Annotated in this window: 13 protein-coding genes; 9 read left to right on the plus strand and 4 right to left on the minus strand. The window is 74.5% G+C overall.

Going from position 1 to position 15,954, the window contains the following annotated elements; all coding sequences use genetic code 11:
• Positions 1–48 precede the first annotated feature (48 nt).
• On the minus strand, positions 49–357 hold the full coding sequence (locus Mco01_RS17995; RefSeq protein ID WP_204058020.1) for a winged helix-turn-helix domain-containing protein: 309 nt from the start codon (positions 355–357) through the stop codon (positions 49–51).
• A complete protein-coding gene (locus Mco01_RS18000; RefSeq protein ID WP_204058021.1) occupies positions 357–824 on the minus strand; it encodes a hypothetical protein in 468 nt (155 codons plus the stop codon). Before Mco01_RS18000 ends, Mco01_RS17995 begins: the two co-directional genes overlap by 1 nt.
• A 153-nt stretch (positions 825–977) precedes the next feature.
• On the opposite strand from Mco01_RS18000, the gene Mco01_RS18005 reads away from it, so the two are divergent.
• From Mco01_RS18005 to Mco01_RS18045, 9 genes are all read left to right on the plus strand, one after another.
• Positions 978–1,697, plus strand: a complete 720-nt coding sequence (locus tag Mco01_RS18005) for a hypothetical protein (protein WP_239103703.1) — start codon at positions 978–980, stop codon at positions 1,695–1,697.
• Entirely contained in the window at positions 1,691–2,965 is a 1,275-nt protein-coding gene (locus tag Mco01_RS18010; RefSeq protein WP_239103704.1) for a S8 family peptidase, read from the plus strand. The genes Mco01_RS18005 and Mco01_RS18010 overlap by 7 nt, the downstream gene beginning before the upstream one ends.
• 9 nt (positions 2,966–2,974) lie before the next feature.
• Positions 2,975–3,850: a hypothetical protein gene (locus Mco01_RS18015; protein WP_239103705.1), complete on the plus strand. Its 876-nt coding sequence runs from the start codon at positions 2,975–2,977 to the stop codon at positions 3,848–3,850.
• Complete coding sequence (locus tag Mco01_RS18020) at positions 3,844–4,998, plus strand: S8 family serine peptidase (RefSeq protein WP_204058022.1); 1,155 nt, start codon at positions 3,844–3,846, stop codon at positions 4,996–4,998. The genes Mco01_RS18015 and Mco01_RS18020 overlap by 7 nt, the downstream gene beginning before the upstream one ends.
• A 101-nt stretch (positions 4,999–5,099) precedes the next feature.
• Complete coding sequence (locus Mco01_RS18025; protein WP_204058023.1) at positions 5,100–5,471, plus strand: hypothetical protein; 372 nt, start codon at positions 5,100–5,102, stop codon at positions 5,469–5,471.
• Positions 5,468–5,782 carry an MGMT family protein gene (locus Mco01_RS18030; protein ID WP_204058085.1) on the plus strand — a complete coding sequence of 105 codons (315 nt, stop codon included), beginning with the start codon at positions 5,468–5,470 and terminating at the stop codon, positions 5,780–5,782. Before Mco01_RS18025 ends, Mco01_RS18030 begins: the two co-directional genes overlap by 4 nt.
• 51 nt (positions 5,783–5,833) lie before the next feature.
• Complete coding sequence (locus Mco01_RS18035; RefSeq protein WP_204058024.1) at positions 5,834–8,731, plus strand: CDP-glycerol glycerophosphotransferase family protein; 2,898 nt, start codon at positions 5,834–5,836, stop codon at positions 8,729–8,731.
• Between the two features lie 164 nt (positions 8,732–8,895).
• The gene (locus Mco01_RS18040; RefSeq protein WP_239103707.1) at positions 8,896–12,123 is read left to right on the plus strand and encodes an ATP-dependent helicase; all 3,228 of its coding nucleotides are present in this window, start codon (positions 8,896–8,898) and stop codon (positions 12,121–12,123) included.
• Complete coding sequence (locus Mco01_RS18045; RefSeq protein ID WP_204058025.1) at positions 12,117–15,383, plus strand: ATP-dependent helicase; 3,267 nt, start codon at positions 12,117–12,119, stop codon at positions 15,381–15,383. Before Mco01_RS18040 ends, Mco01_RS18045 begins: the two co-directional genes overlap by 7 nt.
• 7 nt (positions 15,384–15,390) lie before the next feature.
• Here the strand turns inward: Mco01_RS18045 and Mco01_RS18050 are convergent, their stop codons facing one another.
• Positions 15,391–15,573 (minus strand): hypothetical protein, encoded by a 183-nt coding sequence (locus Mco01_RS18050; RefSeq protein ID WP_204058026.1) that lies wholly within the window; start codon positions 15,571–15,573, stop codon positions 15,391–15,393.
• Complete coding sequence (locus Mco01_RS18055; protein ID WP_204058027.1) at positions 15,570–15,929, minus strand: Uma2 family endonuclease; 360 nt, start codon at positions 15,927–15,929, stop codon at positions 15,570–15,572. Before Mco01_RS18055 ends, Mco01_RS18050 begins: the two co-directional genes overlap by 4 nt.
• Between the last annotated feature and the right edge of the window lie 25 nt (positions 15,930–15,954).

The raw sequence follows: 15,954 nt of genomic DNA on the forward strand, positions 1-15,954 counted from the left end.
CGGCCGCCGCCCTCCACGGGGTGGCGGCCGTTCGCCGTCTCCGGGCCCTCACGACTCCTCGGGCACGAGGCTGAGCCCGCTGGCGGACACGATCTTCTGCAGGTCGCGCACGTACAGGGTGAACGCGGCCCGGCCCACCTCCGTCAGCCGGAACCAGGTCTTCGGGCGCTTGCCCACGTGCCCCTTGCGGATGCGCACGTAGCCGGCGCTCTCCAGCGCGCTGCCGTGCTTCGACAGGACCGAGTCGCTGATGCCGAGGGTGTCGCGCACGAAGCCGAACTCGGCCTCCTCCGCGGCCGCCAGCAGCGAGACGATCTGCAGCCGGGTGGGCGCGTGGATCAGTGGATCGAGGTCCATCAGACGCTCTTCTCGATCTTCCTGGCCATCTGCCCGGAGATCCATCGGGCGACGAACGGCCCGGTGGCGGCCATCCAGCCCGTCATGGCCAGCCCGGCGTACGTGCGGGCGTAGGCCACCTCGGCGGCGTCGAGGCGCAGCGCGATCGCCAGGCAGATGCCGACGCCCGCGAGCAGCCACACGAGGAACGCGGCGATCCCCGCGGGCGAGACGGCGCTCCGGTGGGCCGTCATCCGCCGCGCCTTGACCAGCAGGGCGACGAGCGCCCCCAGGGCGGCCGTGAGCGCCACGCCGCCCGCCACGGTCACGGGGACCGGCGTACCCGGCTCGGTGACGAACTGGACGCCGGTCACGAGCAGTCCGACGCCGGCCGCGTACCAGGTCGGGAACCAGGGCTGGGATCCGACCGCCTTCGCCTGCGTCGCCCGTATCGTCGCCAGGCTCCTGGCCGCTTCATCGGGGTTCATGGGGGGCTCCCGTCTCTTCAGTTTCCACTGTGGAAAGTACTTTCCGCTTTCCGTAGCGTCAAGTACTTTCCGGGGTGATTTGGGAGGATGGCAGCCACTAGAGGGCGTTAAGGTCGCTGAGGGAGCCGCGACACGAAATGAGCGGAGGCGCCGGTGGGTGAGACGCGGACCTGGCCCGTCGTGGCCGTGGCCGCCGCGCTGACCCTGGTCTTCGCGGTCGTCGCGGGGGTCGCCGCGAGCGCCGCCGTCGCCGAGCTCACCCGTGGGCCGAGCGCCGCCGAGCTCCGCCGGGCGGCGGTGGAGGAGATCGCCGGGCGATGGGAGCGCTGGCCCGCCGGCCGCGTCTTCCCCGCCACGCTGCCGTACACGAGCGAGCAGGGCGGGCGGGAGCAGGCGCGCCGGGTCGGGATCTCCTCCCACTACGACTGCCGGGGCGCGGTGGACACCGCGCTCCGCAAGCCCCTGGCGGCCGCCAGGTGCCGGGCCGTGCTCCGGGCGACCTACCTCGACGCGCTGCAGGGCATCGAGATCACCGTAGGGGTGGCCGCGTTCCCCGACGAGTCCCAGGCCGCGGCCGCCAAGGCCTCCTTCCCCGAGAACGGCAGGCCGGCGCCGGGGCTGCGCGCGCTCGCCTTTCCCGGCACCGTCACCGACCGCTTCTCGCAGGCCGGACGCCAGTCGTCCAGCCTGCGCCAGGCGGGGCCGTACCTCGTCGTCACGACGGCGGGGCAGGTGGACGGGCGGCCGGCGCGGGCGATCGGCGCGCAGCGGCCCACGATGTTCTCGTTCACGGCCGACCTGGCCGAGGGGGTCGCCGCCGCGCTCACGGCACCCGCCCGGCCGGACTGCGCGGGCAGGGAGTGGCGGTGCTGACCCGCCGCCGGCCCGGCGCGGGGGCGGGGCGGAGGGCCGCCGCGGCGCTCGCCGCGCTGCTGGCCGCGGGAACGCTCCTCGCGCCCGGGACCAGCCGCGCCGACGACGTCCGCCTGAGCCAGCGCGACGTGCTGCGCACCCTGGACGTCGACGACGCGTGGAAACTCACCCAGGGCAGAGGCGTGACCGTGGCGGTCCTGGACTCCGGCGTGGACCCCGACCACCGCGACCTGGCGGGCTCGGTCGTCACCGGCAAGGACTTCACGGCCGGCGCCAACCCCGGCGGGGTCGAGCCGGTCCGCCTGCACGGGACGTACATGGCCTCGCTCATCGCCGGGCACGGGCACGGCGCGGGCCGCGGCGACGGGATCATCGGCGTCGCCCCGCAGGCCCGGGTGCTGTCGGTGCGGGTGATCCTGGAGGACGAGGAGCCGGGCTTCCGCACGTTCAACTCCGACTCCCGCTTCGAGGGCGTCGTCGCCAAGGGCATCCGGTACGCCGTGGACCACGGCGCCGAGGTCATCAACCTGTCGATCTCGAAGGACCTGCCGACCGAGGCCGAGCGGGAGGCCATCCGCTACGCCATCTCCAAGGGCGTGGTCCTGGTGGCGGCCGCGGGCAACGACGGCGCGGGCAAGCGCACCGCCCCCTACTCGTACCCCGCCTCGATCCCCGGCGTGATCTCGGTGGCCGCGGTCACCCCCACGCTCCGGCGGGCCTCGTTCTCCAACCGGAACTCCTCGGTCCTGGTGGCCGCCCCCGGCGTCGACGTGCTCGGGGCCGGGCCGCACGACGAGTACTGGGTCGGGCGCGGCACCTCCCAGGCCACCGCCCTCGTCTCCGGCGTGGCCGCCCTGATCAAGTCGCTGCACCCGCGCATGTCCCCGGCGCTGATCGCCCAGGCCCTCACGAAGTCGCCCGCCCGCAGGGACGCGTACAACACCGGGACGGGGTTCGGGGTGGTCAACGCGTACCGGGCCCTCACCGTCGCGAGCGCCCTCGCCGGCCACCGGACCAGCGCCCCTTCGGGGCGGGGCGTGCAGGACCCGTCCCGGCCGCTCCGCTCGGAGGCGGGACGGCAGGAGCCCATCGTCCTGGTGCGGCGCGACCAGGGGGCCATGACGCTGTACGGCGGGGTCGCGCTGGCCGCCCTCGCCGGGGCGGCGGCCGGGCTGGCCGTGCTGATCCTCCTCATCCGGAGGACCCGGAGGGAAACGGACGGCACGCTGATGCCTCCGGCTCCCCGGCCGACGGGCTTGCCGACGTAGCATCGGAGTATGCCGCCCGAGCAGTCCAGGACTCCGCCTGGTGGCCGGCGGGGACTGCCTCTCGGCGCGTCCGCCGGCCGCGCACGCGCGCGCCCCTGGCCCGCCTCGCGCGGGCGCGCGGCCGCCGCCAAAGCGGCCAAGGAGCGGGCCGAGCTGGAGCGGGGCATCCGGTTCCGCTCGATCTACCTGACGATCATGGGCGTGGTCCTCGCGGTCGCCGCCGTGAACGTCCTGCTCGGGTCCGTCGGGCTGGTCCAGGAGACCCGCTCGCGGCCGCTCACCGACTCCGAGCGCGCGGCGTACGTCGCGCAGGACGTGGCCCGTCGCTGGCACGCCTGGCCCGTCGGGATGGTCTTCCCCGAGGAGCTTCAGTATGTGGGCTTCGACCGGGCCCAGCAGTACGCCAGGAGGGTCGGCGTGGCCCCCGAGGCGGCCTGCGCGGCCGTCGTGGACGCCCCGGTGGCCTCGGTGCTGCGGCGGCACGGGTGCCTGACCATGCTGCGCGCCACCTACGTCGACCAGACCTCCACGTTCGCCGTCACCGTGGGCGTGGCCGTGCTCCAGGACGAGCAAGCCCGCGCCGACGCGGCGGCCGAGCTCCCCGTCGACGACCGGGTGGGCGTGCGGCCCGTGGCCTTCCCCGGCACCGTCACCGACACGTTCGGCGCGGCCCAGCGCCAGCGGACCGGCTGGGTCGGCGCCGGGCCGTACATCGTCTTCTCCACAGCGGGGTACACCGACGGCAGGAGCCGTGACTCCATCCCCCTGGAGGAGCAGGTGAACAACGAGATGTGGCCCGTGGCCGAGTCGATCGCCGGCCGCATCGCCCGCGCCCTCGGCGAGCCCCCCGACGTCCCGCGGTGCACCCAGGGGAACGTGTGCTGAGGCCGGTCGCCCTGTGCGCGGCCCTCACCAGCGCGTTCGTGGCGGCCGCGCCGGCGTACGCGGACCCGGCGAACGACCACTGGGCGCTCGACGCGGTCAACGCGGCCAAGGCGTGGAAGGTCAGCAGGGGCGCGAACGTGACGGTGGCGATCCTCGGGTCGGCCCACCCCGACGACGGCGTGCCCGAGCTGAGGGGGAAGGTCGAGAAGGCGCCCGACATGACGGGCGCGATGTTCGGCGACGAGGTGCGCTCCGACGGCGGGGGCACCGGGCTGGCCGCGCTGATCGCCGGAAGCGGACGTGACGGCGGCGCCTCCGGCGTCGCGCCGGACGCCCGCCTGCTGTCGGTGCCGGTGGTCGCGCCCGCCATGGAGGGCGGCTACCTCGACCCCGAGTCCGAGACCGGGGCGCCGGAGGACAGCCCGGTCGCCCGCGGCATCCGCTACGCCGCCAACCACGGCGCCTCGGTCATCTGCGTCCCCCTGTCCAGCTACGGCGTCCAGCGGGTGGACCGCGACGCCGTGGCGTACGCGCTGTCGCGGGGGGTCGTGCTGGTCGCGGCCGTCGGGGACGACGGGCAGTCGGGCTACACAAGGCAGACCGGCACCTCCTACTGGAAGTTCCCCGCGGGCTACCCCGGGGTGGTGGGCGTCGCCGCCGTCGACCGACAGGGGAAGAAGGCGTCGACCAGCAGCGACAACATGTCCGTGCTCGTGTCCGCGCCGGGGTACGAGGTCCCGGTGACGCTGGCCGGGGGGAAGCACGGCACGATGTCGGGAACCCCGGTGGCGACCGCGCTCGTCGCCGGCGCCGCCGCACTAATAAAAGCGAAATATCCGGATTTGGCGCCGGAATTGGTGGCGAGGGCGCTCTCCTCGACGTCCCGGCCGCACCCTCCCGCCGGTTACGACGACAAAGTCGGCTTCGGCGTCGTGGACGCGGCGGCCGCCCTGGGAAAGGCCGGAGAGCTGGCCGGATACGGCCGCGCGGTCCCCGTCGAGGACGGCTTGCATTTCGGAAAGGGCAAGGTATCCGGAGCACCCGCGCGCCCGGGCCCGGATCCGGTTAGGCTCTGGATCTACGGCATCGCCGTCGCCCTCGGCCTCGGCGGGTTCGCCGCCGCCGCTGTCGCGCTCAGCCGCCGGTGATCACATGTTGGCCGCCGTTTGGCCGCGTTTCGGATGCGGTCTTCGGGATGTTGGCCTTTTCGGTGACAGAGCCGGGTCAAGTTTCGCTATGGTCCCGCCTCATGGGGTACGAGCTGCGCGTAGAGCGTGATGCACCGCTCGCCTACGCCGAACTCGCGAGCGTGGTTTCGGCGCAGGCCGGATTGGAGTTGCGCGGGTCGCACGAGGCCGGCGAGGTTGTCGCGCGGCACGGCGACTCCGTGCACCACGTCGCGACCTGGTCGGGACGGCTGGTCGGCACGCCGGGGTCGGACTGGCAGGTGGCGCAGCTCGCCCGCCTGACCGACGTCATCGGCGCCCGCCTGATCGGCGAGGACGGCGAGAGCTACGGCATCCGCAACGGCGTCGTGGAGCAGATCAACGGCTCGTCCAGCTACGAGTTCGGCAAGCTCGAAGAGATCATCGAGGCCGGGCCCACCGAGTGGAGCGCCTGAGAGACGGTCGCGGCGAGCCCCCGCCGTACGCGGAACGGGTCCTGGACGTCGTGGAGCGCATCCCGCCGGGGAAGGTCATGTCCTACGGCGACGTGGCCGAGTACCTGGGCGAGGGCGGCCCCCGCCAGGTCGGCCGGGTCATGGCCCTGTGGGGCGGGGCCGTGCCGTGGTGGCGGGTGATCAGAACTGATGGAACTCCCGCGCCGGGTCTCGAAGAGGAATGTTTCGCCAGGTGGCGGGAGGAGGGCACCCCCATGCGGGGCCTCCGGGCGGACATGAGGTCGGCCCGATGGGACGGGCGGACTCTGTGACCGGCATTACCATTTCTAGAACACCGGTCTCCGAAGGGTGGTGCCTCCCTTATGACACCCGCACCCACGAGCGACGCCGTCGCCGAGCGACTGCGGGCTGTCCAGGAGCAATATGATCGCGGCGAGCCCATCGACGCCCTCGTCGCGCTCGTCCGCGCCGAGGGACTGACCCCCGCCCAGCGGAGGGAGATCGACCGCGAGGTGCTCGTGGGGCCCCTCGGACTCCGGCTCGACGCGGCCGCCAAGCGCGGTCCCGCTCGCCGGCGTCAGGCGATCGACGTGCTCCGGCCCTACCTCGCCGAGGTCGACCCGAAGGTCAAGCGCGACCTGCCGGTGGGCCGCCGGGTCGCCTGTCACCTGATCGAGACCCGCGACCCGGGGGAGCTGGCCGACAGCGACGCCCTCACCAAGCTCGCCGCCGCGGCCGCCGAGCCGTCCCGCCGGGTGCGCAAGGGCCTGCGGTGGTACGCCGACCTGCCGGTGGAGGTCGGCGACCAGTCGCTGCTGCGGCTGCGCGCCGCCGACCTCGTCCCGGTCACCCAGATCGACGACATCTCCTGGACCGGCAACCGGCTGCGGATCACCGGGCACGCGTACATCGCCGGGCTGTCGGTCCGCAGCGGCCGCTTCAACCGGGCCACCGTCGTGCTGCGCGGCCCGCGCTGGCTGCCGCGGGTCACGCTGAAGACGAGGCGCGTGTATCGGCCCGAGGCGACCCACGCCGCCCGCGAGCCCGGCTGCAACTACGACTGGGCCGGGTTCACCGCCGAGCTCAACCCGCTGTCGCTGCGCTGGCGGGCCGGCCTGCGGGCCGTGGCCCGCGGCGCCAAGCGCGTGCTGCGCCGCCGCCACACCGTCCAGGACACCACGACCTGGCGGGCCGAGATCGTCATCTGGAGCCGTGCGGCCCGGGCCCGCGGCGTCCTGCGCGGCCCGGCCATCGGCCGCACCGAGCGCCCCGCCGGGCTGCGGGTGCGCCCCCGCTGGTGGGTGCGCCCCGTCTGGACGTCCGACAAGGCCCTGCAGGTGGTGCTCCAGCCCACCCGGGCCGAGCTGACCGGGGTCCGCCTCGACGGCGACACGATCGAGATCACCGGCTTCCTCCCGGGACGGCCGGTCAACCGCGGCAAGGCCCGCGTCGGCGGCCACCGCATGTCGGCCGACTTCACGCCCGTCGACGACGGCACCCGCTTCTCGCTGGCGCTCGCCGTGCAGACGGTCATGAACGCCGAGGCCCGGCGGCTGTGGGTCGAGCCCAAGGGCGACCCGGCCGCCGCGGTCATGCTGGAGGGCGCCGAGGAGACCCGGCTGCTGCTCGGTGACCGGGAGATCACCGTCCAGGGCGACCGGCGCGACCGGGTCGTCATCTCGGGCCACCGGGTGCTCCCCGTGATCACGGCCGCGGAGTGGCACGACGAGTCGCTGACGCTGGCCGGGCGCTACCCCGACCCCGACCCGGGTCCCCGTGACCTCGTGCTGCGGCACCGGGGCGGCCTCACGATCCGCGTCCCGCTCGAGCGCGACGGCGACCGCTTCACCGTCACGCTGTCGCCCGGGGCGATGCCGCGCTTCGGCTGGGCCGTCCCGCTCGCCGAGGGCACCTGGAACATCTCGGTGGCGCCCCCCGGCAAGTACGGCCCGGCGATGGTGCCGGCCCGGTTCGACCACCCCGGGCTCGACGTTCTCGACGAGGAGCCGCGCACGATCGGCGGCCGGGTGTACCGGTTCGTCGCCACCCGGTTCGACGTGCCCGTGCTGGTGGCCGCCGAGGACCGGCCGGGCGACGAGCGCAGCGCCGCCGGCCTGTGGGCGCTCAGCCGGACCTTCTACCCGGCCGAGCGCGCCCGCCCGCTTCGCGACGCCACGGTGTACGTCTCCTTCGACGGCCGGTCCTACTCCGACAACCCCCGTGCCGTCTACGAGGAGCGGCTGCGCCGCGGCGACGAGGGCGAGCACATCTGGGTCGTCAGGGACGGCGCGTTCGTGCCGCCGGGGTCGCGCGAGCTGGGGCTCGGCGACGGCGTCGTGCCCACGGTCGTCCGCGAGGGCAGCCGGGAGCACTACGAGGCCCTGGCCCGGGCCCGCTACATCGTGGCCAACCAGTTCCTGCCGCAGTGGTTCCGCACCCGTGAGGACCAGGTGTGCGTGCAGACCTGGCACGGCACGCCCGTCAAGCACATCGGCCGCGACCAGGCCCACATGAAGCGGGAGCCCCGGCCCCCGGTCTGGCACCGCCAGGCCGTGGAGGTCCGCGGGTGGGACCTGCTCGTCTCCCAGAGCCCCTGGGCCTCCTCTGTCCTGCGGAAGGCCTTCGGCTACGAGGGCGAGATCCTGGAGTGCGGCTACCCGCGCAACGACGTGCTGGTCTCCGGCGACCGCGACGCCCTGGCCGCCGCGATCCGCCGCCGGATCGGCATCCCCGACGGCAAGCGGGTGATCCTGTACGCCCCGACCTTCCGGGACTACGACCGCAGGAACGCCTCGGTGCGGCTCGACCTGGCCGAGGCGAAGCGCGCTCTCGGCGACGACCACGTGGTGCTGGTCCGCGGCCACATGATGCAGGCGTTCCCGCACGTCCTCTCGCACGACGGGTTCGCCTTCGACGTCACGACATACCCGGACACGGCCGACCTGCTGGTGATCGCCGACGTGCTGGTGACCGACTACTCGTCCGTGATGTTCGACTTCGTCGCCACCGGCCGCCCGGTCGTGCTGTTCACCCCCGACCTGGCGAAGTACAGGTCGAGCCGCGGACTCTACCTGGACCTGGAGTCTCAGCGGCCGGGGCCGCGTCTGGAGACGTCGGCCGAGGTGGTGGAGGCCCTGCGCAACATCGGCCCGGTGACGGCGAAGCTCGCCGACCGCTACGCCGCCTTCACCCGCACCTACGCCCCCCACGACAACGGCAAGGCCACCGCCCGCCTCGTCGAGCACGTGTTCTCCTCCTGAGTCCCGTACGGCACCGGCGTGATCACACGCGCCGGTGCCGTCGCGTTTCCGTGACCAGACCGTGACGGCATGGACGGCGTGTCGCGGAGGTGGGGGAGACCACATCACGCTGTACTGGTCAATCAGGCACGATCTACCCCAGTGTTCTGATGGAATGCTGAGTTGTGAGTGGTCAGAACTACCGGCTGGTGCGGCGCGGAGGTGTGGGACGCCGGACGGCGCCCGTGCTGGACGAGCACCAGCGGGCCGTCGTCGATCACGAGAGCGGCCCGCTGCTCGTGCTGGCCGGGCCCGGCACCGGGAAGACCACCACGATCGTCGAGACCGTGGTCGACCGGATCGAACGGCGAGGGGTGGACCCGGAGCGGGTGCTGGTCCTCACGTTCAGCCGCAAGGCCGCCGGCGAGCTGCGCGAGCGGATCACCGGCCGTCTGCGCAGGACGACCCGGACCCCACTGGCCCTCACCTTCCACAGCTACGCGTACGCCCTGCTGCGCCGGGAGGCGGTGCTGGCGGGTGAGGAGCCGCCGCGGCTGCTGAGCGGCCCGGAGCAGCTGCTGGAGATCCGCCGCCTGCTCCACGGCGAGCTGGAGGACGGCGCCCGGCACTGGCCCCCGGGGATGCGTGAGCTGCTCAAGACGCGGGGGTTCGCCGAGGAGCTGCGCGACCTCCTGTCCCGGGCGGCCGAGCGCGGCCTGGACGGCGAGGCCCTCGTGCACCTGGGCCGCGAGCACGGCCGTCCCGACTGGGAGGCCGCCGGGCTGTTCTCCTTCCGCTACCAGGACCGCTTCGACCTCGACCCGGTCCCCTCGCTCGACTACTCCGAGCTGATCCGGGAGGCGGCCGGGCTGCTGACCGACGGCGAGGTGCGGCGGCGCGAGCGGGACGCGTACGACGTGGTGCTGGTCGACGAGTACCAGGACACCGACCCCGCCCAGGAGTACCTGCTCCAGCAGCTGGCGGGCGAGGGGCGCGACCTCGTCGCCGTCGGCGACCCCGACCAGTCGATCTACGGCTTCCGCGGCGCCGACGTGCAGGGCATCCTCCGCTTCCCCGAGCGCTTCCGCACCCGCGACGGGCGGGAGGCCCCCGTCGTCGCCCTGCGCGTGTGCCGCAGGAGCGGCCCCGCCCTGCTGGAGGCGTCCCGGCGGGTGGCCTCGCGCCTGCCCGCCGTGCCGGCGCCGGCGTCCACGGGCGGGCGGGCCGCGGGCGGGCACCGCGACCTGGCGCCGCTGCCCGAGGCGGACCCGGGCGAGGTCAAGGTGCTGCTCGCGGACAGCGCGAGCCAGGAGGCCGCCGTGGTGGCCGACACGCTGCGCCGCGCCCACCTGCTCGACGGGGTGCCGTGGTCGCGGATGGCCGTGCTCGTGCGCAGCGCCGCCGTCCAGGTGCCGCTGCTGCGGCGCGCCCTGGTCACGGCCGGGGTGCCGGTGGTCGTCGCGGGCGACGAGGTCCCGCTCGTCCAGGAGCCGGGCGTGCGGCCGCTGATCACGCTCCTCAGCGTGGCCGTACGGCCGTCGTCGCTCGACGTGGCGACCGCCGAGGAGCTGCTGACCGGCCCGCTGGGCGGCACGGACATGATCGGCGTGCGCCGCCTGCGCCGCGCCCTGCGGATCGCCGAGCACGAGGCCGCCGCCGCGTCCCTCGAGGCCGGGGAGGGCGGCCAGCCCACACTGCCGTTCACCCCCCGCTCGTCGGACGAGCTCCTGGTCGCCGCGCTGCGCGACGCCCGGGAGCTGATCCCCGTCGAGCCGCACGTCGGGGCGCCCGCCGAGCGGGTCGCCCGCCTGCTCAAGGCGGCCCGGGACGCCGTACGGCGGGGCAGCGGCGCGGAGGACGTGTTGTGGGAGGTCTGGCAGGCGAGCGGCCTGGCCGAGCGGTGGAGCGAGGCGAGCCTGCACGGCGGCTCGCGGGGAGCCCAGGCCGACCGCGACCTCGACGGCGTGGTGGCCCTGTTCGACCACGCGGCCCGCTTCACCGACCGGCTCCCCAGAGCGGGGGTGGAGGTCTTCCTCGACGACCTCACCTCGCAGGAGATCGCCGGCGACTCCCTCGCCGAGACGGCCCCCGAGGGCGACGCCGTACGGATCCTCACGGCGCACCGGTCGAAGGGCCTGGAGTGGGACGTGGTCGTGGTCGCGGGCGTCCAGGAGGGGCTGTGGCCCGACCTGCGGCTGCGCGGGTCGCTGCTCGGCACCGAGGCGCTGGTCGAGCTGGCCGCGGGGACCGCGCTCGACACCACGCAGGTCGCGGCGGCGGCGCTCGCGTCGAAGCTGCTGGCCGAGGAGCGCCGGCTGTTCTACGTGGCCGCCACCCGGGCCCGCAGGAGGCTCGTCGTCACCGCGGTCGGCGGCGAGGACACCGACGAGCGCCCCTCCCGGTTCCTCACCGAGCTGCTGCCCGGCGGCGTCGAGGAGGCCACGGTTGACGACCGGGCGCGCTGGCTCAGCATGCCGGCCCTCGTCGCCGACCTGCGGGCGGCCGTCTGCGACGCCACCCGCCCCGAGCCGGTGCGCCGCGAGGCCGCCGCGCACCTCGCCCGGCTGGCCCAGGCGGGGGTGCAGGGGGCGAGCCCCGCGGAGTGGTACGCCACCACCCCCCTGTCCGACGACCGGCCGCTGGGGTGGCCGGACGACATCGTGCAGATCTCGCCGTCCGCGGTGGAGAACTTCACCAAGTGCGGGCTGCGCTGGGTGCTGGAGACGGCCGTGGGCGCGGGGAGCACGAGCGTCACCCAGAGCCTCGGCACCGTCATCCACGCGATCGCCGTCCTGGCCGCCGAGGACGGCCCCGACCTGGCCAAGCGGCTCGACGACGTGTGGGAGCAGTTCGACTTCGGCGGCGTGTGGTTCAACCGCAAGCAGCGCAGGGTCGCCGAGCAGATGGTCGAGCGGTTCGTCCGGTGGCACAAGCAGAACCCCCGTGAGCTGGTGGCCCAGGAGGAGTCCTTCACGGCCGTGGTGTCCGAGGGCGTGCACATCAAGGGCCGGGTGGACCGGGTGGAGCGCGACGGCGACGGCCGGGCCGTGATCATCGACATCAAGACCGGAGGCTCCAAGCCGAAGGACGAGGAGATCGACCGGCATCCGCAGCTGGGGGTCTACCAGCTCGCCACGTTGCTGGGCGCGTTCAAGCGCCACGGGCTGGTCGAGCCGGGAGGCGCGTCGCTCGTCCAGGTCGGCAAGGCGGCAGGCGTCTCCGAGGTGGCGCGTGAGCAGGCGCAGCGGGCGCTCGGCGACGACCCCGAGCCCGGCTGGGCGCAGGATCTGGTCGAGACCGTGGCCGCGGGCATGTCCGCCAACGTGTTCGTCGCCAAGGTGAACGACGGCTGCCGCACGTGCGCGGCCAAGATCGCCTGCCCGGTGAACGACAACGGAGGACAGGTGTGCTGAGTCCCGGCGAGCTCGCGGGCAGGCTCGGGATCCTCCCGCCGACGCCGGAGCAGGCGGCCGTCATCGAGGCGCCGCTGGAGCCCGCCGTCGTCGTGGCCGGCGCCGGGTCCGGCAAGAGCGAGACGATGGCCGGCCGGGTGGTGTGGCTGGTGGCCAACGGCCTGGCGCGCCCCGAGCAGATCCTCGGCCTCACGTTCACCCGCAAGGCCGCCGCCGAGCTCACCGAGCGCGTCCGCAGGCGGCTCGACGGGCTTGCCGCCGCCGGGCTCGTCGAGGCGGAGCTGCTCGACACCGAGCCGACGATCTCGACGTACCACGCCTATGCGGCCCGGCTGGTGACCGACCACGCGCTGCGCGAGGGGCTGGAGCCCACCATGCGCCTGGTCACCCCCGCCGTCGCCTGGCAGATGGCCGCGCGGGTCGTGGGGCGGTACGACGGGCCGATGGACCGGGTCGACCTCGCGCCGCCGAGCGTCACCGCGGCCGTGCTGGAGCTCGCCGGGGAGATGGCCGAGCATCTGCGGGGGCCCGGGGAGGTGCGCGAGGTCGGCGACTGGCTGCGCGACCGGCTCGCCGAGGTCCCCGGGCGCACCACGCTCGCCCAGCAGCGGCCGGTCAAGACCCAGGCGATGCGCGAGCAGCTGTTACCGCTGGTTGAGGCGTACGAACGGCTGAAGCGCGGCAGAGAGGTCATCGACTACGGCGACCAGATGGCGCTGGCCGCCCGGATCGCCTCCCGGCACCCGGAGGTGGGGGCGTCAGAGCGGTCCCGGTTCTCCGTGGTGCTGCTCGACGAGTACCAGGACACGAGCCACGCCCAACTTGTGCTGCTGCGGGCCCTCTACGCCGGCGGCCACCCGGTGACCGCGGTCGGCGACCCCTGCCAGTCGATCTACGGCTGGCGCGGGGCGTCGGCCGGCAACCTGTCCCGCTTCCCGCGGGACTTCCCGGCCGCCTCGGGCGACCCCGCCCCCGTACGGCAGCTGTCGGTCAGCTTCCGCAACGGCGAGCGGGTGCTGGACGTGGCCGCGCGCATCCAGGCGCCGCTGCGCCGCGAGGCGCGGCAGGTGCCCGTCCTCGTCCCGGGGGCGAACCGGGCCGGGCGCGGCCGGGTGGTCTGCGCGTTCCACCCCACGGCCGAGGACGAGGCCGAGTGGATCGCGGAGGGCGTGGCCGGGATGCTCGGGGTCGACGGCGCGCCCGACGGCCTGCCGTGGGGCGAGGGCGAGCGGCTCAGGCGCGGCCAGTTCGTGCCGTCGCTGCAGCCGCAGGACGTGGCGATCCTCGCCCGCAAGCGCGCGCAGTTCCCCGCGTTGCGGCGGGCGCTGGAGGCGCGGGGCGTCCCGGTCGAGGTGGTCGGCCTGGGCGGCCTGCTCACCGTCCCGGAGGTCGCCGACATCGTGGCCACGCTCCGGACGCTGTACGACCCGACGGCGGGCGACGCGCTGGTCCGGCTGCTCGCCGGGCCGCGGTGGCGGATCGGCCCGGCGGACCTGAAGGTCCTCGGCGAGTGCGCCAGGGAGCTCAACCGGGAGATCCGGCGCGGGCCGCGCGAGGGGGACCCGCTCGACCAGGCGGTGGCCGACCTCGCGGAGGAGCGCGGCAGCCTGGTCGACGCGCTCGACGAGCTGCCGGACCGGCCCGCATGGCTGGAGGCGTTCTCGCCGGTCGCCCGGGTGCGGCTGCCGGCCCTCGCGCTGGAGCTGCGCACGCTGCGCGCCCACGCCGGGCAGCCGCTGCCGGACCTGATCAGCGAGGTCGAGCGGCGGCTCGGCCTCGACGTCGAGGTGGCCGCCCGGGGCGGCAGCCCCCTCGCGGCCCGGGCCGACCTCGACGCCTTCCTCGACGCGGCGGCCCGCTTCGCCGGCGACTCCGAGGACCCGACGCTGGGCGCGTTCCTCGCCTACGTCAAGGCCGCGGAGACCGAGGAGTTCGGGCTGGAGGCCGGGCGGGTCGGCGACACCAACAGCGTCAAGCTGATGACCGTCCACGCGTCCAAGGGCCTGGAGTGGCCTGTCGTCGTCGTGCCGGGGCTGTCGCAGCTCACGACGCAGAAGGGCGGCCTGGCCAGGGGAAGCGTGTTCCCCGCCACCCCGGTCACCAACTCCCGCTGGACCGAGAACCCGCGCAAGCTGCCGTACCCGCTGCGGGGGGACCGGACCGACCTGCCCGAGCTGACGGGGCTCGGCAAGGAGGCGCTCGGGGAGTTCGAGGAGCGCTGCCGCGACCGGGACCTCATGGAGGAGCGCCGCCTGGCCTACGTCGCCGTGACCCGGGCCCACTACCTGCTCATCGCGTCCGGGTACCGGTGGGGGTCGTCGTCCAAGCCGCTGGAGCCGTCCGAGTTCCTGGTCGAGGTCCGCGAGGCCGGGGCCCGGGTGGTGCGCTGGGACGAGGGCGAGGCCCTGGAGAACCCCCTGCTCGCCGAGCCGCCCGAGGCGGCCTGGCCTGCCGTGCCCGTGCGGGAGCCCGTGCTGGACGGCGCCCGGCTCGTCGAGGAGGCCATGCTGGGCCTCGCCGGCGAGCAGGACACGGCGACCGGGCCCGACGGGCGAGCCGAGCTGAGGGAGCGCGACCGGGAACGGATGCGGGCCTGGGCCCGGGACGCCGACCTGCTGCTGCGGGAGCGGGAGGCGAGCCGCCGCCGCGGCGGCGCGGTGGTCGACCTGCCGTCCAAGCTGACGGTGTCGTCGCTGGTCACGCTGGCGAGCGACCCGTCGGCGTTCGCCCGGCAGGTGCGCCGTCCGGTGCCGCGCAGGCCGGCGCCGCTGGCCCGCCGGGGCACGGCCTTCCACCGGTGGCTGGAGTCGCGGTGGGGCCAGCAGCGCCTGCTGGACGAGCTGGAGCTGCCGGGGGCGGCCGACGAGCCGTCCGAGGCCGACGTCCAGCTCGCGGAGCTGCAGGAGCGGTTCGAGGAGAGCGAGTGGGCCGGGCGGGAGCCGCTCGACCTGGAGGTGCCGTTCGAGACGATGATCGCCGACCGGCTGCTGCGCGGCCGGATGGACGCCGTCTTCCGTGAGGGCGACGGCTACGTGGTGGTCGACTGGAAGACCGGCGAACGCCCGCACGGCAGGGCCGCGGAGACGGCCTCGATCCAGCTCGCGGCCTACCGGATCGCCTGGGCGGCGCTCGCCGGCGTGCCGCTGGCGAAGGTGGGCGCGGCCTTCCACTACGTCCGCTCGAACGAGACGGTCCGCCCGGTCGACCTCCTCGACGCCGACGGCCTCACCGCGCTGATCCACCGGGTCCCTGAGGAGTGACCCGGCGTCAGCCGAACAGCGCCCCCGTCTCGATCTTGATCCCGAACGGCTCGGGCAGCTCCAGCGCCTCGCCCTCCTCCGCGATGACGACCTCCTGGTACGGCTGCCGCGTGTCGAAGGGTTCGAGATCGGGGAGCGGGTCGCTCATCAGCGTCACCGTGCGCGGATCCGCCACGGGGTCGACGATCATGAAGAGGGGCACCCCGCCCGCGCGTAGTCGAGCGGCTTCTCCCGCCAGTCGACGACCCGGGTGCCGCCGGGCGAGCACACCTCCACCACCAGCAGCGCGCTGTGCCCGCGGACCCGCATGTCGTCGTACTGCTCGGCAGCGTCCGGGGTGACCATCAGGTCGGGCAGCCGGAGGTCGGGCAGTGGCGGGATGTGCACCCCCCAGCACTGATAGAAACGCCAGCCGTTCGCCGGCTTCAGGGGGTACAGAACGTCGCAGAGCCGGTCGACGATGTCGGCACTCTTCCTGCCCATCGGAGGGCTCACGACGACCTGCCCCAGGCGGATCTTGTAGCAGCGATCGGTGGAGGTGGGCATCTGGGCCGGAGGGGCGTGGGGGGAG

This window comes from Microbispora corallina, from assembly GCF_016863035.1.
Classification (GTDB): domain Bacteria; phylum Actinomycetota; class Actinomycetes; order Streptosporangiales; family Streptosporangiaceae; genus Microbispora; species Microbispora corallina.